We start from the raw sequence: 17,001 nt of genomic DNA, 5'->3' as shown, positions 1-17,001 counted from the left end.
CCCGATGAGTGCGATGAGCCCGATGATGGCGGCGATGCGTGCGATGCGCGCGGACCCGTCCGTCGTCGACCAGAAGCTGACGCGGCGGACGTTGCGCCGCGTCGTCGGCTTCTCCACGCCGCACCGCCGGCTCATCCTCGCGTTCCTGTTCTTCGTCGTCCTCGACGCGGCGCTCGTCGTGGTCACCCCGCTCCTGGTCAAGCACCTGCTCGACGACGGCATCGTCGCCCGCGACGGCAGCGTCGTCACCTGGGTCGCGCTGGCGATGGTCGGCGTGGCCCTGTTCGACGCCGTGCTCGGGGTCGCGTCCGGCTACCTGTCCTCGCGGATCGGGGAGAACCTGATCTTCGACCTCCGCACCCAGGTCTTCGGCCACGTGCAGCGGATGTCGTTGGCGTTCTTCACCCGGACCCAGACCGGAGCACTGGTTTCGCGCCTCAACAACGACGTCATCGGCGCCCAGCGCGCCTTCACCTCGACGCTGTCGAGCACCGTCGCCAACACGATCTCGGTGCTGGTCGTGGGGGTGGCCATGGTGGCCCTGTCCTGGCAGATCACCCTGGCCTGCCTGGCGCTGTTCCCGCTGCTGCTGATCGCCTCGCGCTGGGTCGGTCGCCAGCTGTCCGGGCTGACCCGCCAGCAGATGAACGGCAACGCCGACCTCGGCAACCTGATGACCGAGCGCTTCAACGTCGGCGGAGCCCTGCTGCTCAAGCTCTTCGGTCGCCGCGAGGACGAGGACACCCGGTACGCCGAGAGGGCCGGCGTCGTCCGCGACCTCGGCGTGCGGATCGCGCTGGTGACCCGGGTGTTCGCTGCCACGATGATGCTGATCCCGGCGCTGGCCACGGCGTTGGTGTGGGGGATCGGCGGGCACCTGGTGATCGACTCGACGCTGACGATCGGCACCCTCACCGCACTCGCGACGCTGCTGCTGCGGCTGCTCGGACCGCTCCAGGGGCTCTCCAACGTCCGCGTCGACGTGATGACCGCGCTGGTCAGCTTCGACCGGGTCTTCGAGGTGCTCGATCTGCCGTCGACGGTCCAGGAGAAGCCGGACGCCGTCGTGCTGCCCGCGGGGTCCTCGCGCCTGGAGTTCGACGACGTCGACTTCACCTACCCGCGCGCCGACGAGGTCTCGCTGGCCAGCCTGGAGACCGTGGCGCGCGCCGAGAGCCGCGACCACGTCCAGGTCCTGCACGGCGTCACCTTCACCGCCGAGCCGGGCCAGATGGTGGCCCTGGTCGGTCCGTCGGGTGCCGGAAAGACCACCATCACCCACCTGGTGGCCCGGCTCTACGACGCGACGTCCGGCACCGTGAAGGTCGGCGGGTACGACGTACGGGACCTGACCCTGCAGTCGCTGGAGGACGCCGTCGGCTACGTCACCCAGGACGCGCACATGTTCCACGACACCATCCGGGAGAACCTGCGCTACGCCCGGCCGGCCGTCACCGACGAGGAGATCTGGACGGCCCTCGACGCCGCCCAGATCGGCGTGCTGGTCCGGTCCCTCCCGGACGGCCTGGACACGGTGGTCGGGGACCGCGGGTACCGGCTCTCCGGAGGCGAGCGCCAGCGGCTGGCGATCGCCCGGCTGCTGCTCAAGGCTCCGCCGGTGGTCGTGCTCGACGAGGCCACCGCCCACCTGGACTCGGAGTCGGAGCAGGCGGTGCAGCACGCGCTCGACAAGGCTCTCGAGGGCCGGACGTCGCTGGTGATCGCGCACCGACTCTCCACGATCCTCAACGCCGACGTGATCCTTGTCGTCGAGGACGGCCGGATCACCCAGCAGGGCAGCCACGAGGCACTCCTCGCGCAGGGCGGCACCTATGCCGTGCTCTACGCCACCCAGTTCGCGCAGGCGGTGTGAGATGAGCCCGAGAACAAGCACAGGCGTCGAGGGCAAGGTCTTCCTGGTCACCGGGGGCACCGGAGGCCTGGGACTCGCCACCGCCGAGCAGCTGGTTGCTGACGGAGCTCGCGTCGTCGTCAGCGGGCGATCCTCCGCACGGGTCGACGCAGCCGTCGCCTCGCTGGGTGGGAAAGCGGTTGGGATCGTTGCCGACAACGGTGACCCGGAATCGGCGGCTCGGCTGGTCGCAGCGGCTGTGGAGGGGTTCGGCCGGCTCGACGGAGCGTTGATCTCGGTCGGCGGTCCGCCCACCGGCACGGTGATGGGCACCGAGGACGAGACCTGGCGCAGCGCCTTCGACTCGGTCTTCGTCGGCTCGGTGCGCATCGCGCGGGCCGTGGCCGACGCCATCGAAGGCCACGGGTCGATCGCGTTCGTGCTCTCCAGCTCGGTGCGTGCGCCGCTGGCGAACCTCGCGGTCTCGAACGGACTGCGTCCCGGTCTGGCGATGGTGGCCAAGACCCTGGCCGACGAGCTCGGACCGCGCGGCATCCGGGTCAACGGACTGCTGCCCGGTCGGATCGGTACCGATCGCGTGGCCGAGCTGGACGCCGCCACCGGCGATGCGGCTGCGGCCAAGGACGCGGCCGTGGCGGGGATCCCGCTGAGTCGCTACGGCGAGCCGGCCGAGTTCGGCCAGGCCGCGGCGTTCCTGCTCAGCGAGCGGTCATCCTTCGTCACCGGGGTCATGCTCCCCGTCGACGGTGGCATGCTGCGCGCGCTCTGAGTCCTCCTGGGCCCGTCGCCACTCGTCGTAAGCCAGGTAGCCGAACCCGAACACCGCCAGGAAGCCGAAGAACCACCACTGCAGCCCGTAGAAGAAGTGCGGACCTTCGCTGGTGTCGTCGGGGAGCTCGGTCGCACCCAACGCCGTGGCCGGGCTCGGGCTCTCGGTCTCGACGTCGAGGAAGCCACCGAACAGCGGGTACGGCACGACCTTGGCGGCGGTCTGCGACGAGATGGCCCGGGTCGCGAGGTCGTTGACCTGGCTGGCCCGGCCGGAGCCGTCCTTGCGGATCCAGCCGATGACCGTGACGTCGCCCGGCGTGACCGCGGGCAGCTTCGGACGCTCGGCGCCGCTGTTCTCGGTCTTCATCCAGCCGCGGTCGACCAGGACCGCGGGACCGTCCGCGGTCACCAGCGGCGTGACGATGTCCACGCCTGGTCCGCCGTCGCGGGTCTGGTACTTGAGCACGATGGTGTGGGCGTCGTCCCAGGTGCCGTGCACGATGACCTTGCGCCACTCGTCGTCGGAGCTGGGGGCCTTGCCGACGGTGAGCAGGTCGGTCAGCGGAACCGGAGGCTGGTCGAGGTTGCGCTTCAGCAGGCTGTTCTCGGACTTGCGCTCGTCCAGGCGGTGGAACTGCCACTGGCCCAGGAGCGTCGCACCCCACGCCATGAGACCGACGGTCAGGGCGAAGAGCACCCAGCGGCGGGAGAACAGGAACCTCACTGGCACGAGGGTAGCCGCCCTAGGATGGAGCGATGACAGCGCTACGACTCGCGGACACCCACGGACGGGTGGCGACGGACCTGCGCGTCTCGTTGACCGACCGGTGCAACTTGCGCTGCAGCTACTGCATGCCCGCCGACGGCCTGGACTGGATGCCCCACGAGGACACCCTGACCGACGACGAGGTGGTCCGGCTGATCACCGTCGGGGTCGAGCGGCTCGGCATCCGCGAGGTCCGGTTCACCGGCGGAGAGCCGCTGCTGCGGCGCGGTCTGGCCGACATCGTCCGGCGTACCAAGGACCTGGTGCCGTCCCCGGACGTCTCGCTGACCACCAACGCGCTCGGACTCGAACGGGTCGCACCGGCGTTGCGCGACGCGGGCCTGGACCGGGTCAACGTCAGCCTGGACACCCTGCGTCCGGCTGACTTCGCCACCATCACCCGCCGCGACCGGTTGCACGACGTGATCGCCGGCGTCGAGGCAGCTGCCGCCGCCGGGCTCGCCCCGATCAAGATCAACGCCGTACTGCTCCGCGGCATCAACGACGACCAGGCGCCCGAGCTGCTGGCCTGGTGCCTGGAGCGCGGCTACCAGCTGCGCTTCATCGAGCAGATGCCCCTGGACGCCCAGCACGACTGGCACCGGGACGCGATGGTCACCGCCGAGGAGATCCTGGAGTCCCTGGAGCGGGAGTTCGTGCTCACGGCAACCGGGGAGCCGCGCGGTAGTGCTCCGGCCGAGGAGTTCCTCGTGGACGGCGGACCGGCGACGGTGGGGGTGATCGCCTCGGTCACCCGTCCGTTCTGCGGCGACTGCGACCGGGTCCGGCTGACCGCCGACGGTCAGGTCCGCGACTGCCTGTTCGCGCGCACCGAGTCGGACCTGCGCACGCCGTTGCGCGAGGGGGCCAGCGACGAGGAGCTCGCCGAGCGCTGGGTCACGGCGATGCGGGGCAAGCGGGCCGGCCACGGGATCGACGACCCGACGTTCCTGCAGCCCGACCGACCGATGTCCGCGATCGGCGGATAGATCTCAGCCCCGGTGGGGCTCGACGTCCTTCAGGAAGCCGCGCGCACCGAGGAAGTCCGACAGCGAGGCCTTGTGGTCCTCGCACGCGAGCCAGGTCTTGCGGCGGTCGGGGGTGTGCAGCTTCGGGTTGTTCCAGAGCAGGTCCCACTGCGCGGGCGACGTGCAGCCCTTGGCCGAGCAGATCGGCTGCTCGAGGTCGACGCTCATTCGAGCTCCTTGTAGTGCTGGTCAGGGTCGAAACCGGGGCCGTCGACATCCTCGGGCAGCCGGGGCGAGGCGGCGTTCGCGACCACCACGGCGACGAACGGCAGCGCGAACGAGGCGATGATCAGCAACCAGGCGAGCCAGTGCAACCCGTTGGTGTAGCTCACGACGGCTCCGACGAAGCAGACCGTGCGGACGGCCATCGAGAGCAGGTACCGGCGCTGGCGCTCGGCCACGTCCTCGGAGAGGTTGACGGGCGCGTCGGTGATCCGGACGACGTCCTGATCCGCATCCTTCTTCCGCGACCGCATCCCTCGATCGTACGTCGGTGCCGGTCGGCTCCCATGCGTGGCATCCTTGGCCCATGTCGAATCGCACCTACCGAGTCACCGAGATCGTCGGAACCTCTCCCGAGGGGATCGACCAGGCCGTCCGCAACGGCATCGAGCGCGCGTCCAAGACGCTGCGCCACGTCGACTGGTTCGAGATCACCCAGGTGCGCGGCCAGGTCAAGGACGGTGCCGTCGAGCACTTCCAGGTGGGCATCAAGGTCGGCTTCCGCCTCGAGGACGACTGACCCTGCTTTTGTAGGGTTTATCCAAGCCTTTCGCGCGATGCTTGTGCGTTGCGTGCCTGCGGCAACTTTCGTTTGGAGGTAGCCGACAGTCGGCGGTTACCGTCGGAGCATGAGCAGATCTGTCCTCGTGACCGGCGGCAACCGTGGCATCGGCCGCGCCATCGCGGAAGCGTTCCTGAAGAACGGTGACAACGTCGCCGTGACCAGCCGCTCCGGCGAGGCCCCCGACGGTGCCTTCGCGGTCGCCTGCGAGATGACCGACCCGGCCTCGGTCGAGGCCGCGTTCGCCGCGGTCGAGGAGCACCAGGGCGCGGTGGAGGTGCTCGTCGCGAACGCGGGCATCACCCGCGACACCCTGGTGCTGCGGATGTCCGAGGAGGACTGGGGCGAGGTCATCGACACCAACCTCACCGGGTCGTTCCGCGTCGCCAAGCGCGCGGCCAAGGGCATGCTGCGGCTCAAGCGCGGGCGGATCATCTTCATCTCCAGCGTGGTCGGGCTGCTCGGCTCGCCCGGCCAGGTCAACTACGCCGCGTCCAAGGCCGGACTGGTCGGCATGGCCCGCTCGCTGGCGCGCGAGCTCGGTAGCCGGTCGATCACCGCGAACGTCGTGGCTCCGGGCTTCATCGAGACCGACATGACCGCCGTGCTCCCCGAGGAGCAGCAGGCGGCCTACAAGGAGCAGATCCCGCTGGGCCGGATGGGCTCGGCCGAGGAGGTCGCCGACGCGGTCCTCTGGCTGGCGGCGGAGAACGCGGGTTACGTCACCGGGGCCGTGATCCCGGTCGACGGCGGACTGGGAATGGGGCACTGATGGTTTCGACAGGCTCAACCAGCCAGATCTTGGCAGGCAAGCGCATCCTCGTGGCCGGGGTCACGATGGACACCTCGATCGGCTTCGCGGTGGCCAAGGTCGCGCAGGAGCAGGGCGCGACCGTGCTGATCTCCAACTTCGGCCGGGCACTGAACATCACCAAGCGCATCGCCGGTCGTCTCCCGGCCGAGGCTCCGGTCCTCGAGCTGGACGTGACCGACCCCGAGCACCTCGACCGACTGCCGAGCCTGGTGCGCGAGCACGTCGACGGGCTGGACGGCGTGGTGCACTCGATCGCCTACGGCAACCCGGAGACGTTGCTGGGTGGCAAGTTCCTCGGTGGACCGTGGCCGGACGTGGCCCAGGCGGTGCAGGTCTCGGCGTACTCGCTGGCGTCGCTGTCCGAGGCGTGCCTGCCGTTGATGGGCCGGGGCGGCTCGATCGTCGGGATGACCTTCGACGCCTCGGTCGCCTGGCCGGCGTACGACTGGATGGGCGTGGCCAAGGCCGGGCTCGAGTCGACGTCGCGCTACCTGGCGCGCGATCTCGGCGCCGACGGGATCCGGGTCAACCTGGTCAGCGCCGGACCGCTGAAGACGCTGGCTGCCAAGGCGATCCCGGGCTTCGAGGACATCGAGGCCGGCTGGGGGACCCGCGCGCCCCTCGGCTGGGACAACGTGGACCTGGACCCGACCGCCAAGGCCGTGGTCGCGCTGCTCTCGGACTTCTTCCCGGCCACCACGGGTGAGATCGTTCACGTCGACGGCGGCTACCACGCCATGGGCGCCTGAGCTCCGTCCCTGTACCGTGCAGAGGTGACCGATGAGGCCGACCTGCTCGACGTGAACTCGGCTCGTGGGCGCTGGACCCTGGCGACGGTGATCATCGGCTCCGGGATCGCGCTGCTGGACGGAACGGTCGTCAACATCGCCGTCCGGACCATCGGGGACGACCTCGGCGCCGGCCTGTCCCAGGTGCAGTGGGTGCTCAACGGCTACCTGTTGGCCCTGGCCTCGTTGATCCTGGTCGGCAGCTCGCTGGGCGACCGCCACGGCCGCAAGCGGGTCTACCTGGTCGGGGTCGGGGCCTTCGGGGTTGCGAGCATCATGTGCGCGTTCGCACAGACCCCTGAACAGCTCATCGGCTTCCGGGTGCTCCAGGGGATCGCCGGTGCATTGCTGACGCCCGGAGCGCTGGCCCTGATCCAGGCGAGCTTCCGCCACGAGGACCGTCCGGCGGCGATCGGGCGCTGGGCCGGGGTGACCGGCGTGGCCGCCGCGATCGGGCCGTTCGTGGGTGGCTTCCTGGTCGAGCACGCCGGCTGGCGCTGGATCTTCGCGATCAACATCCCGCTCTGCATCGCAGTGATCGTCCTCAGCCGCCACGTCCCGGAGTCGCGCGACGAGGACGAGCGGGCGCCGTTCGACATCGTGGGAGCCGTGCTCGGCACGGCATCCCTGGGGCTGATCACCTACCTGCTGACCTCCTGGCGCGACCTGCCCGGGTGGCTGATCGCCGTCGGAACGCTGGTGGCGCTGCTGGCCGGGACCGCCTTCGTGCTGGCCGAACGGCGACCGGGTGCGATGGCGCCGGTCGAGCTTTTCGCCTCCAGGGTCTTCACTGCAGCGAACCTGATGACCTTCCTCGTCTACGGCGCTCTCGGAGCTGTCCTGTTCCTCCTGGTCCTCCAGCTCCAGGTCACCTCGGGCTACTCGGCGCTGCAGGCCGGTCTGGCGACGCTGCCGATCACGATCGTGATGCTGACCTTCTCCTCGCGGGCTGCCGTCCTCGCCGCCCGCACCGGACCGCGGTTCCCGATGAGCATCGGCCCGATGTTCTGCGCGGCCGGCGTGCTGCTGCTCTCGTTCATCGGCCGCGACGCCATCTACCTGGTCGACGTCTTCCCCGGGATGGTGCTGTTCGCGGTCGGGTTGACGACGCTGGTCTCGCCCCTGACCACGGCGGTCCTCGCCGCTGCTCCCGACCGGCACGCCGGGGTGGCGTCCGGGATCAACAACGCGGTCGCCCGCGCGGGTTCGCTGCTCGCTGTCGCCGCGCTGCCGGCGGTGGTGGGGCTGTCCGGGGAGGACTACCAACGGGCCTCGGTGCTGACCGCCGGGTTCCGGCACGGACAGTGGCTGTGCGCCGCACTGCTGATCGGCGGAGGTCTGGTTTCCTGGTACGGGCTGCGGGCAACTGCTGAGACACTGGAGCCGTGACGCAACCAGCACGCCAGCTCATCATCCTGCGGCACGCGAAGGCGGAGCCGTTCGCGTCGAGCGACCACGAGCGCGTGCTGACCGACAAGGGTCACCGCGACGCCGAGGACGCGGGCGACTGGGCACGTGAGGCCGGACTGCGCCCCGACTACGCGGTGGTCTCCTCGGCCGCGCGGACGCGCGGGACCTGGGCCTCCTTCTCGGCGGGAGCCGAGCTCGAGCTGGAGCCGGTCTTCGACCGGAGCCTGTACGGCGCTGGCACCGACGGTGCGCTGGAGATCATCAACGCCGCGCCCGAGGATGCCGAAACCGTGCTGCTGATCGGGCACAACCCGACGATGGCCTACCTGGTGCACCTGCTCGACGACGGCGGAGCAGATGCCGAGCTGTTCGCCCGGGTCAGTGCCGGGTACCCGACCTCGGCGATGGCTGTGCTCGACGTGCCGTGCGCGTGGTCGGACCTCGATGTCGGTGGGGCGCGGATCAGCGCCTTCCACGTCGGTCGCGGTCGCGCTGGTTGAGCCTGTCGAAACCCGGTGAGGCCCTTCAGTCCTAGGGGAGTGGTGGAGCCGGGGTGACGATGCCGGCCGCTGCGTCGGCCGCCTCGATCTCCTCGCGGCTGATCCCGAGCAGGTACATCACCGTGTCCAGGTAGGGCACGTTGACCGCGGTGTGCGCGGCCGCCTGGACCAGAGGCTTCGCGTTGAAGGCGATGCCGAGCCCGGCGGCACTCAGCATGTCGAGGTCGTTGGCCCCGTCGCCGATGGCGATGGTCGCGGCCTCGGACACGCCCGCCTCGGCAGCGAAGCGGCGCAGCGCCTTGGCCTTGCCTGCCCGGTCGACGACCTCGCCGATGACCTTGCCGGTGAGCTTGCCGTCGACGATCTCGAGCTCGTTGGCGGCGGCGAAGTCGATGCCGAGGTCGGCGGCGAGCCGGTCGGTGATCTGGGAGAACCCGCCGGAGACGATCGCGAACCGGTAGCCCAGCCGCTTGAGCGTCCGCACCGTGGTGCGGGCGCCGGGGGAGAGCACCAGCTCGTCGTAGACCCGGTCGAGGGCCGCGGCATCGAGACCCTCCAGCAGCGCCACCCGGGCCGCCAGGCTCTCGCCGAAGTCGAGCTCGCCGCGCATCGCCAGGTCGGTGACCCGAGCGACCTCCTCCTCGCACCCGGCGTGGGCGGCGAGCATCTCGATGACCTCACCCTGGATCAGGGTCGAGTCCACGTCCATGACGATCAGGCGCATGCCGCGGCGCAGCAGGTCGGCGGACTGGACGGCGACGTCGACGCCCTGCCGCGCGGCCTCCTCGGCCAGGATCGCGCGGAGCTTCTCCGGCTCCGCACCCGAGACGTGCAGGTCGATCGCGGTGACCGGGTAGCGCGCCATCCGCTCGATGCGGTCGATGTTGGCGCCGATGTCGGCGATCCGGCCGGCGATCGCAGCGACCGCCTTGGAGCTCAACGGGGTGCCCAGCACCGTGACGTGGCTGCGGCCTTCGGGACGGGCGCGGTTGTCGCCGGCGCCTCGCTCGATCTCGAGGCTCATGTCGAGGTCGTCGGCGACCTTCTCCACCGCGTCGCGCAGCGCTTTCCAGTCCCGCGGTGAGCTCACCAGCAGACCGAGGATGAGGCGACCCCGCAGCACGATCTGCTCGATGTCGAGGACCTCGACGCCGAAGCGGGCCAGGGTCTCGAACACGGTCGAGGTGACACCCGGGCGGTCCTTGCCGGTCAGGGTGATCAGGACAGTGGCTTCTACTCCGTCGTTCATGTCGCTCCGAGGCTAGCGGAGCAGAGCGCCACGATCGCGCGACGTGCGGCCGCGTCGAGATCCGTGAGACACCCTGCCCGCGCCGCCATCTCGTGGCTGCTGAGCGCACCGCCCTCGTCGGCCCGGGCGAGCTCGACGATCTCGGCGCAGAGCGCCGCACGTTCGAGGGTCTCGATCGCGGAGTTCGGCGTACCGGGCGGGAGCGGGAGTCCGGGTCGCTGGGCGAGGTTCAGCATCAGGTCCGGGATCTCCGGTTGCCAGCTCGCGACGTCGAGACGGACCAGCTCGGCGGTCGCCGTCAGCAGCACCTGTCGCAGTGTGCGGGAGGCCTCGCCCGGGTCGAGCAGGTGCGGCACCTCGACCGGGGAGCAGTGCCAGAGGACCGTGCGGGCGTCCTCGGTGGGCACCAGCCCGTACGCCGCCCCGAGGCCGACCACGATGACCGCCTCGCCGGCGTCCAGTGCTTGGGCGTTGAATGCCGGCGGACCGGCGAGCCCGAGCGGGTCTCCGGCAGCCGGGAGGGCCAGCCGCAGCGACGGCTCGCGCAAGGTGCTGATCGCGGCCGGCAGGTGGGCGAGCTCGAAGGGTTCGGGGCGCCCGGGCCAGTCGACGACGAGGTGCTGCGGGTCTTCACCGCGAACGGCGACGGCCGCGTCGTCCGGACCGACCGATCCCCGCAGGCACGCGCCGGTCCAGAGCGTCAGGAACGCGCTGCGAGGGAGAGCCACGCGAGCAGGGTAGTCAGGCTAGGGTTGGCGACCGTAGGGGGCCAGGAAGATCGCAGGGCCGACCAGAGGGATGAATGAGCACCGTTCTCGAGCTCGCCGACGTGAGTGTCCGTCGGGGCCAGGCGACCCTGCTCGATGCCGTCAGCTGGACCGTCAACGAGGGTGACCGCTGGGTCGTGCTCGGAGCGAACGGCGCCGGCAAGACCACGTTGGTGCAGCTCTGCTCGGCCCAGGTGCACCCCAGCGCGGGACGCGTCGGCATCCTCGGCGAGGTGCTCGGGGCGGTCGACGTCTTCGAGCTGCGACCCCGCATCGGGTACACCAGCGCCGCCGTTGCCGAGCGGATCCCGCGTGACGAGCTGGTCCGCGACGTCGTCGTCTCCGCGTCGTACGGGATCGTCGGCCGCTGGCGCGAGCACTACGACGAGCTCGACCACCAGCGTGCGCGTGACCTGCTCGTCGAGGTGGGCGCCGGCAAGCTGCTGGACCGGACCTTCGGAACCTTGAGCGAGGGCGAGCGCAAAAGGGTGCAGATCGCCCGGGCGCTGATGGCCGACCCGGAGCTGCTGATCCTCGACGAGCCGGCTGCCGGCCTCGACCTCGGGGGTCGGGAGGACCTGGTCTCCACGATGAGCGTCCTGGCCAACGACTCGCTCGCTCCGGCGATCGTGCTGGTCTCCCACCACGTGGAGGAGGTGCCGCCCGGGTTCACCCACGTGCTGATGCTGCGCGAGGGCCGGGTGGTGGCCGCCGGGCCGCTGGACGTGACCATGAACGCGGAGAACCTGTCGGCGACGTTCGGGATGTCGTTGCAGCTGACCGTCGAGGACGGCCGGTACGCCGCCAGACGACGGACGAGCCGACACCTGGGTGGCTAGAGTTTCGTCATGGACTGGATCCGGGACCACGCGTCCGAGACCTGGCTGATCGCCGCTCTGGCTCTTGTCGTGCTCGAGCTGGCCAGCACCGACCTGATCCTCATCATGCTCGCCGCCGGAGCGTTCGCCGGAATGGTGGTCGCCATCGCCGGTGGGAGCTTCCTCGTCGCGATGCTCGTCGCCCTCGGCGTCTCCGTCGCGCTCATGTGGTTCGTGCGCCCCTCGCTGGTGCACCGGCTGCACGCCGGCCCGACTCTCGCGGTCGGTGCCGAGGCGCTCATCGGCAAGCGCGCGCACGTCCTGGAGACCATCTCCCACACCTCGCCGGGCCGGGTGAAGATCGGCGGCGACGTCTGGACCGCCCAGCCCTACGACGAGGACGACCAGATCGAAGCCGGCGCGACGGTCGACGTCGTGTCGATCAAGGGCGCCACCGCCTACGTGCTTCGGGTGCAGTCGCCCCAAGGTTCGACGACAGAAACGAGTTGATGATGTTCCTGCTGGTTCTTTTCGGGGTCCTGGCGCTCATCGCCATCCTGGTCCTCGCCAAGACGATCCGGATCGTCCCGCAGGCGCGGGCGGGCATCGTCGAGCGGTTCGGCAAGTACCGGGCCACGCTCTCGCCGGGCCTGAACATGGTGACCCCGTTCATCGACCGGGTGCGCTACGTCATCGACATGCGCGAGCAGGTCGTGAGCTTCCCGCCGGCACCGGTGATCACCGAGGACAACCTCGTCCTCGGCATCGACACGGTCATCTACTTCCAGGTCACCGACCCGGTCGCCGCGACGTACGAGATCGCCAACTACATCTCGGCGATCGAGCAGCTGACGATGACCACCCTGCGCAACGTGGTCGGCGGCATGACGCTGGAGCAGTCGCTCACCTCGCGCGAGGAGATCAACCGCGGCCTCTCCGCGGTCCTGGACGAGGCGACCGGGCGTTGGGGTGTGCGCGTCGGGCGCGTTGAGATCAAGAGCATCGACCCGCCGCCGTCCATCAAGGACGCGATGGAGAAGCAGATGCGCGCCGACCGTGACAAGCGCGCGCTGATCCTGACCGCCGAGGGTGAGCGGCAGTCCGCGATCCTCACCGCCGAGGGCAACAAGCAGTCCGCGATCCTGAACGCCGAGGGCTACCGCGAGTCGCTGATCCTCAACGCCCAGGGTGAGCGGGAGGCAGCGATCCTCAAGGCCCAAGGTGAAGGACAGGCGATCCTGACGGTCTTCCAGTCGATCCACGACGGGGCCCCGGACCAGGCGCTGCTGGCCTACCAGTACCTGCAGATGCTGCCGAAGATCGCCGACGGCCAGGCCAACAAGCTCTGGGTCATCCCGTCCGAGATCACCAAGGCGCTCGAGGGTCTCGGCTCAGCGATCCACGAGGTCGGCGGCATCCCGCTCAAGACCGAGGGCGTCAAGCACCGCGTCGACATGGGCTCGTCCGAGCCGCTCGAAGCCGGAGGCAGCGGAGCGCTCGCGAGTGCCGAGGAGAGCGTGCAGCAGGCGCTCCGCGAGGCGCAGGCAGCGGCTCCGGCCGACATCCCGCCGACCGAGCCGCCCGCACCCCCGGCGCAGGAGCCTCCCACGCAGTGAGCCTGTGGGAGGGCATCGCGATCCTCCTCTCGGGAGTTGGAGCCGGAACGATCAACACCGTGGTGGGGTCGGGAACGTTGATCACGTTCCCGACCCTGCTGGCGTTCGGGCTCTCCCCGGTCACCGCGAACGTCTCGAACACGATCGGCCTGGCGCCCGGATCGTTCTCGGGGGCCTGGGGCTACCGGGCCGAGCTGCGCGGCCGCGGCGCCCGGCTGCTCCGGTTGGGCACCGCGTCGCTGGTGGGCGGGATCATCGGCGCCGTCCTGCTGCTGGTGCTGCCCTCGGACGCGTTCGACGCGATCGTGCCCGCGCTGATCGTGCTGGCACTGGTCCTCGTCATCGCCGGACCCCGGATCAACCGTTGGCTGGCCCGGCGTTCCCCGGACGTCGGGGAACGAGGCTTCGTCTGGCCCGCGGTCGCCGGAGCGGGCGTGTACGGCGGTTACTTCGGGGCCGCCCAGGGTGTCCTGCTCATGGCCATCCTCGGGATCGGCATCGACGACGACCTGCAGACCCACAACGCCACCAAGAACTTCCTCGCCGGGATCGTCAACGGAATCGCCGCTGTGGTTTTCGTGGCGGTCGCCGACGTGGACTGGAAGGTCGTGCCGCTGATCGCGGTCGGATCGGTGACCGGCGCGCAGCTCGGCGCCAGGTTCGGGCGCAAACTCTCGCCCCACGTGCTGCGCGCCGTGATCGTGGTCGTCGGCCTCGCGGCCCTGGCGTCGTTCATCTGGTGACCCATTGACATACTCCGGGGCGTGACGACCGACCTCTCGCTGCTGCAGGAGTCCGTCGTCCTCCTCTCCGGCATCGCGGCCGGCACGATCAACACGGTTGTCGGCTCGGGAACCCTCATCACGTTCCCGACGCTGCTGGCGTTCGGGGTGCCGCCGGTGACCGCGAACGTCTCGAACACGCTCGGCCTGGTCCCGGGCTCGGTCTCCGGAGCGATCGGCTACCGCGAGCACCTGGCTGGCCAGAAGGCGCGGATCCTGCGGTTGGTCGGCTCGACGGTGATCGGCTCCGCGATCGGGGCGACCCTTCTCCTGGTGCTGCCGTCCTCGGCGTTCAAGGCGATCGTGCCGGTGCTGATCCTGCTTGGGCTGACCCTGGTCGTCCTCGGACCTCGGCTCTCCGCAGCAGCCGCGGCGCGTTCAGCAGCGGCCGGGCAGGACACCACCCCGGACGCTGGATGGGTGCCGCCGGCGGTCCTCGGAGCCGGGATCTACGGCGGCTACTTCGGCGCTGCGCAGGGCGTGATCGTCCTCGGCATCTTCGGCGCCGGTGTGCACGAGCCGCTCCAGCGCCAGAACGCCGTGAAGAACGTGGTCGTGGCCTCGTCCAACACGCTCGCCGCGGTCATCTTCATCTTCTCGGGACACATGGACTGGCTGATCGTCGCGCTGTTGGCCGTCGGTGCGGCGCTCGGCGGTCAGATCGGCGCCCGGATCGGTCAGCGACTGCCCGCGCCCGTGCTGCGGGCGTTCATCGTCGTGGTTGGTCTGACCGCGCTGGTCACGTTCCTGACCTGAGCCGGTCAGTCCGGAACGAACCGCACTCCCGCTGGCTCTGGGGTTCCGGTCTCGAGATAGGCGCGGACGCACTCCAGGCCGTTCTCGATCGGGACGAGAGCTTCTCCCGGGGCTTCGCTCCAGTTCCCGAAGTACCCGAACACCAAGAAGTCCAGGGGCGCGCCTCCCTCGGACGAGTACGCAACTTCCAAGGGGTCGATCCAGCTCAGGAACGCATGGCTTTCGTTCCAGGCGAAGCTCAGGCTCGAACCGTTCGGATGCTGGAGCACGACCGCCGGGTTCCCCATCTCGCTGACGTGCTCTGAGGCAACGTCGAGGAAACGGCGAAACTCATCGAGGGTGCGGATCCGTGTCTCGACCGCGGTGGTGTCGAGGCGGCCGAACGATGCACGGACCGAAGGCCCGCTGGACTGCACGGTGCTACTTGCCGGTGGCCAGCGCGATCCCGCCGGCGATGACGGCACCGATAGCCGGAGCGGTCAGACCGACCCCGACCGAGTTGCTGACCGCTCCGCTGCGGGTGGCCTCGATCCCGGCGAAGGCGTCCGCGCCGTCGACGAAGATCCCGAGCGCTACCAGCTTGCGGCGGGCAGCGCCCTTGGCGACCAGCGTCACTGCGCCCAAAGCGATCTCGCGCGAGGCGAACATGCGCGTCATGTACGGCAGCTGCGGGTTGTTCGCGCCGTCGAGGCGGAACAGCTTGCTGGCGAGGTCGGGGGAGGCGAGGGCGCCGACGCCGATGGCGATGCGACCCAGGGCGAGACCGGTGACGGGATTCATGGAGAGGACGTTAGCCATCGACGTAGGCCGAGAGGAAGGTAGCCATCTCCTCGAAGACCACCTTGCGCACTGCCGGACGCGACAGTGTGACGTCGTGCAGGGCGCCGTCGATCTGCGCGAGGGTGACGTGCCGACCCAGCAGGGGAGCGCGCCGCCGGATCTGCTCGACGTCCAGCACGATGTCGGTGCTGTGGACGACCGGGTCGATGACCGAGGTCGGTTTGCCGGTCCGGCTGGAGGACAGCACCAGGATCGGGGACTGGACCTCGATGCCGGCAGCGACCCTGAGCTGGCCCTCGCGAATGGCTCGGATCCAGCCGGCGTACACGGGCCAGGACTGCAGCGGCTTCCAGTCCAGGTTGAAGTCCCACTCGCCCTCGTGGTCGCGGTGGATGCTGCGCGCGTAGAAGCCGCTGACCTTGCGCGGGATCTGCTGCAGCGGTCGTCGTACGCCGAGGCGCTGGATCGCCGGCATCGCCACGTTGCGCACGACGGCGTCGCCCTGCATGTCGAGCCACGGAGCGTTCAGCACCATCCCGTTGATCCGCAGGTTCCGCTCGGCTGCCCACAACGGCACCGTCAGCCCGCCGGTGGAGTGCGCTGACAGCACGATGTGGCGGTAGTTGGCGCTGATCGCCTCGAAAGCCTGGTCGAGCTCCTCGTAGTAGGTGCTCAGGCTGTCGACGTAGTTCGGCGTCTGGTGCGGTCGCAGGGACCGGCCGTACTTGCGCAGGTCCAGGGCGTAGAAGTCGTAGCCGCGGTTGCACCAGAAGTCGGCGGCCGCGGTCTGGAAGAAGTAGTCGGCGAACCCGTGCACGTGCAGGACGGCCTTGCCGGTGGACGGCCCATCTGCGGGGCGGTGGACTAGGGTGGCAACGACCTCGCCCTCGAAGTCGGGCTTGAGCTGCAGGGTCCTGGCGACGTACGGCGCCCCAAGGATGTCCTGGGGCCCTGAGTCCGCCTCAGTGTGCGTAGGTGCCATGGACGATCGCGCGGCCGGCGGTCTTGAACGCGAGGTTGAAGCTGACCACGGCGGGCGTGGCATCCGAGTCGACCCCGAGCGTCGGGTGGTTCACCGCGTGCACCACGAAGTAGTAGCGGTGCACCTGGTCACCCTGCGGGGGAGCAGCGCCCATGAACGCCTTCTGGTTCGCGTCGTTGCGGCACATGAACGCACCGGCCGGAAGGCTTGCGCCGCCCTCTGCGCCAGCGCCGGCCTCCAAGGACGTGACATCGGCGGGGACGTCGACGAGCACCCAGTGCCAGAAGCCCGAGGGCGTCGGCGCGTCCGGGTCGAAGCAGGTGATCGTGTAGCTCTGGGTCCCCTCCGGGGCACCGCTCCAGGAGAGCTGCGGCGAGGTGTTGCCCCCGTCGGCCACCTGGTCGTCCTTCAACGGCTGGCCGTCGGTGACATCAGCGCTGGTCACCGTGAACGACGGGACCTGCGGAAGCAGCGGGTACGGATCGGGGCTGACGGGGCGCTCGATGCTCATGCTTCG

The 17,001-nt window shown here is 69.9% G+C and carries 22 protein-coding genes; 13 read left to right on the top strand and 9 right to left on the bottom strand.

From position 1 onward, the window contains the following. Positions 1-4: 4 nt before the first annotated feature. The gene (locus EFL95_RS10485) at positions 5-1,873 is read left to right on the top strand and encodes an ABC transporter ATP-binding protein (RefSeq protein ID WP_123233908.1); all 1,869 of its coding nucleotides are present in this window, start codon (positions 5-7) and stop codon (positions 1,871-1,873) included. A gap of 1 nt (position 1,874) precedes the next feature. Further along, entirely contained in the window at positions 1,875-2,642 is a 768-nt protein-coding gene (locus EFL95_RS10480) for an SDR family oxidoreductase (RefSeq protein ID WP_123233907.1), read from the top strand. Here EFL95_RS10480 and EFL95_RS10475 read toward each other — a convergent pair. Beyond that, the gene (locus tag EFL95_RS10475; RefSeq protein WP_123233906.1) at positions 2,583-3,368 is read right to left on the bottom strand and encodes an SURF1 family cytochrome oxidase biogenesis protein; all 786 of its coding nucleotides are present in this window, start codon (positions 3,366-3,368) and stop codon (positions 2,583-2,585) included. The genes EFL95_RS10480 and EFL95_RS10475 overlap by 60 nt on opposite strands. A 32-nt stretch (positions 3,369-3,400) precedes the next feature. On the opposite strand from EFL95_RS10475, the gene moaA reads away from it, so the two are divergent. Then, a complete protein-coding gene (gene moaA / locus EFL95_RS10470) occupies positions 3,401-4,399 on the top strand; it encodes a GTP 3',8-cyclase MoaA (protein WP_123233905.1) in 999 nt (332 codons plus the stop codon). 3 nt (positions 4,400-4,402) lie between these two features. Here moaA and EFL95_RS10465 read toward each other — a convergent pair whose 3' ends face one another. Continuing rightward, a complete protein-coding gene (locus EFL95_RS10465) occupies positions 4,403-4,606 on the bottom strand; it encodes an acetone carboxylase (protein ID WP_123233904.1) in 204 nt (67 codons plus the stop codon). Continuing rightward, positions 4,603-4,914, bottom strand: a complete 312-nt coding sequence (locus EFL95_RS10460; RefSeq protein ID WP_123233903.1) for a DUF3099 domain-containing protein — start codon at positions 4,912-4,914, stop codon at positions 4,603-4,605. The genes EFL95_RS10465 and EFL95_RS10460 overlap by 4 nt, the downstream gene beginning before the upstream one ends. A gap of 53 nt (positions 4,915-4,967) precedes the next feature. On the opposite strand from EFL95_RS10460, the gene EFL95_RS10455 reads away from it, so the two are divergent. The 5 genes from EFL95_RS10455 to EFL95_RS19530 all read left to right on the top strand — a co-directional run bounded on the left by EFL95_RS10455 (position 4,968) and on the right by EFL95_RS19530 (position 8,734). Further along, complete coding sequence (locus EFL95_RS10455; protein ID WP_123233902.1) at positions 4,968-5,180, top strand: dodecin; 213 nt, start codon at positions 4,968-4,970, stop codon at positions 5,178-5,180. 109 nt (positions 5,181-5,289) lie between these two features. Next, a complete protein-coding gene (gene fabG / locus EFL95_RS10450) occupies positions 5,290-5,994 on the top strand; it encodes a 3-oxoacyl-[acyl-carrier-protein] reductase (RefSeq protein WP_123233901.1) in 705 nt (234 codons plus the stop codon). Continuing rightward, positions 5,994-6,785 (top strand): enoyl-ACP reductase FabI, encoded by a 792-nt coding sequence (gene fabI / locus EFL95_RS10445; protein ID WP_123233900.1) that lies wholly within the window; start codon positions 5,994-5,996, stop codon positions 6,783-6,785. The genes fabG and fabI overlap by 1 nt, the downstream gene beginning before the upstream one ends. 24 nt (positions 6,786-6,809) lie before the next feature. Then, entirely contained in the window at positions 6,810-8,213 is a 1,404-nt protein-coding gene (locus EFL95_RS10440) for an MFS transporter (protein WP_123233899.1), read from the top strand. After that, positions 8,210-8,734, top strand: a complete 525-nt coding sequence (locus EFL95_RS19530; protein WP_183407126.1) for a SixA phosphatase family protein — start codon at positions 8,210-8,212, stop codon at positions 8,732-8,734. Before EFL95_RS10440 ends, EFL95_RS19530 begins: the two co-directional genes overlap by 4 nt. A 31-nt stretch (positions 8,735-8,765) precedes the next feature. Here the strand turns inward: EFL95_RS19530 and serB are convergent, their stop codons facing one another. Next, complete coding sequence (gene serB, locus EFL95_RS10430; RefSeq protein WP_123233898.1) at positions 8,766-9,983, bottom strand: phosphoserine phosphatase SerB; 1,218 nt, start codon at positions 9,981-9,983, stop codon at positions 8,766-8,768. Then, complete coding sequence (locus EFL95_RS10425; protein ID WP_123233897.1) at positions 9,980-10,711, bottom strand: hypothetical protein; 732 nt, start codon at positions 10,709-10,711, stop codon at positions 9,980-9,982. Before EFL95_RS10425 ends, serB begins: the two co-directional genes overlap by 4 nt. A gap of 74 nt (positions 10,712-10,785) precedes the next feature. Here EFL95_RS10425 and EFL95_RS10420 point away from each other — a divergent pair, with 74 nt between their 5' ends. Genes EFL95_RS10420 through EFL95_RS10400 form a run of 5 tightly spaced genes read left to right on the top strand, consistent with a single transcriptional unit; the run spans position 10,786 to position 14,722 of the window. Beyond that, positions 10,786-11,589, top strand: coding sequence for an ABC transporter ATP-binding protein (locus tag EFL95_RS10420; protein WP_123233896.1), 804 nt, complete (start codon positions 10,786-10,788; stop codon positions 11,587-11,589). 9 nt (positions 11,590-11,598) lie between these two features. After that, positions 11,599-12,078, top strand: coding sequence for an NfeD family protein (locus tag EFL95_RS10415; RefSeq protein WP_123233895.1), 480 nt, complete (start codon positions 11,599-11,601; stop codon positions 12,076-12,078). After that, positions 12,078-13,184, top strand: a complete 1,107-nt coding sequence (locus tag EFL95_RS10410; protein ID WP_123233894.1) for an SPFH domain-containing protein — start codon at positions 12,078-12,080, stop codon at positions 13,182-13,184. Before EFL95_RS10415 ends, EFL95_RS10410 begins: the two co-directional genes overlap by 1 nt. Further along, positions 13,181-13,927 carry a sulfite exporter TauE/SafE family protein gene (locus EFL95_RS10405; RefSeq protein WP_123233893.1) on the top strand — a complete coding sequence of 249 codons (747 nt, stop codon included), beginning with the start codon at positions 13,181-13,183 and terminating at the stop codon, positions 13,925-13,927. The genes EFL95_RS10410 and EFL95_RS10405 overlap by 4 nt, the downstream gene beginning before the upstream one ends. 21 nt (positions 13,928-13,948) lie before the next feature. Continuing rightward, positions 13,949-14,722: a sulfite exporter TauE/SafE family protein gene (locus tag EFL95_RS10400; RefSeq protein WP_123233892.1), complete on the top strand. Its 774-nt coding sequence runs from the start codon at positions 13,949-13,951 to the stop codon at positions 14,720-14,722. A 5-nt stretch (positions 14,723-14,727) separates the two neighbouring features. Here EFL95_RS10400 and EFL95_RS10395 read toward each other — a convergent pair whose 3' ends face one another. Genes EFL95_RS10395 through EFL95_RS10380 form a run of 4 tightly spaced genes read right to left on the bottom strand, consistent with a single transcriptional unit; the run spans position 14,728 to position 16,995 of the window. Then, the gene (locus EFL95_RS10395) at positions 14,728-15,138 is read right to left on the bottom strand and encodes an Imm1 family immunity protein (RefSeq protein ID WP_183407125.1); all 411 of its coding nucleotides are present in this window, start codon (positions 15,136-15,138) and stop codon (positions 14,728-14,730) included. A 4-nt stretch (positions 15,139-15,142) separates the two neighbouring features. Next, the gene (locus EFL95_RS10390) at positions 15,143-15,502 is read right to left on the bottom strand and encodes a hypothetical protein (protein ID WP_123233890.1); all 360 of its coding nucleotides are present in this window, start codon (positions 15,500-15,502) and stop codon (positions 15,143-15,145) included. A 10-nt stretch (positions 15,503-15,512) separates the two neighbouring features. Further along, entirely contained in the window at positions 15,513-16,484 is a 972-nt protein-coding gene (locus EFL95_RS10385; protein WP_123233889.1) for an alpha/beta hydrolase, read from the bottom strand. Continuing rightward, positions 16,465-16,995 carry a YbhB/YbcL family Raf kinase inhibitor-like protein gene (locus EFL95_RS10380; RefSeq protein ID WP_123233888.1) on the bottom strand — a complete coding sequence of 177 codons (531 nt, stop codon included), beginning with the start codon at positions 16,993-16,995 and terminating at the stop codon, positions 16,465-16,467. The genes EFL95_RS10385 and EFL95_RS10380 overlap by 20 nt, the downstream gene beginning before the upstream one ends. Between the last annotated feature and the right edge of the window lie 6 nt (positions 16,996-17,001).

Origin of the sequence: Nocardioides marmorisolisilvae (assembly GCF_003725775.1) — a bacterium.
In the GTDB taxonomy this organism is placed as follows: Bacteria; Actinomycetota; Actinomycetes; order Propionibacteriales; family Nocardioidaceae; genus Marmoricola; species Marmoricola marmorisolisilvae.
This window is presented reverse-complemented; position numbering and strand designations above follow the sequence as displayed.

Coding starts and splice junctions, on each gene's coding strand:
- EFL95_RS10480 (WP_123233907.1), top strand. CDS start 1,875: ATGAGCCCGAGAACAAGCACAGGCGTCGAGGGCAAGGTCTTCCTGGTC.
- moaA (WP_123233905.1), top strand. CDS start 3,401: ATGACAGCGCTACGACTCGCGGACACCCACGGACGGGTGGCGACGGAC.
- EFL95_RS10380 (WP_123233888.1), bottom strand. CDS start 16,995: ATGAGCATCGAGCGCCCCGTCAGCCCCGATCCGTACCCGCTGCTTCCG.
- fabI (WP_123233900.1), top strand. CDS start 5,994: ATGGTTTCGACAGGCTCAACCAGCCAGATCTTGGCAGGCAAGCGCATC.
- fabG (WP_123233901.1), top strand. CDS start 5,290: ATGAGCAGATCTGTCCTCGTGACCGGCGGCAACCGTGGCATCGGCCGC.
- EFL95_RS10415 (WP_123233895.1), top strand. CDS start 11,599: ATGGACTGGATCCGGGACCACGCGTCCGAGACCTGGCTGATCGCCGCT.
- serB (WP_123233898.1), bottom strand. CDS start 9,983: ATGAACGACGGAGTAGAAGCCACTGTCCTGATCACCCTGACCGGCAAG.
- EFL95_RS10390 (WP_123233890.1), bottom strand. CDS start 15,502: ATGAATCCCGTCACCGGTCTCGCCCTGGGTCGCATCGCCATCGGCGTC.
- EFL95_RS10385 (WP_123233889.1), bottom strand. CDS start 16,484: ATGGCACCTACGCACACTGAGGCGGACTCAGGGCCCCAGGACATCCTT.
- EFL95_RS10485 (WP_123233908.1), top strand. CDS start 5: ATGAGTGCGATGAGCCCGATGATGGCGGCGATGCGTGCGATGCGCGCG.
- EFL95_RS10410 (WP_123233894.1), top strand. CDS start 12,078: ATGATGTTCCTGCTGGTTCTTTTCGGGGTCCTGGCGCTCATCGCCATC.
- EFL95_RS10465 (WP_123233904.1), bottom strand. CDS start 4,606: ATGAGCGTCGACCTCGAGCAGCCGATCTGCTCGGCCAAGGGCTGCACG.
- EFL95_RS10420 (WP_123233896.1), top strand. CDS start 10,786: ATGAGCACCGTTCTCGAGCTCGCCGACGTGAGTGTCCGTCGGGGCCAG.
- EFL95_RS10460 (WP_123233903.1), bottom strand. CDS start 4,914: ATGCGGTCGCGGAAGAAGGATGCGGATCAGGACGTCGTCCGGATCACC.
- EFL95_RS10455 (WP_123233902.1), top strand. CDS start 4,968: ATGTCGAATCGCACCTACCGAGTCACCGAGATCGTCGGAACCTCTCCC.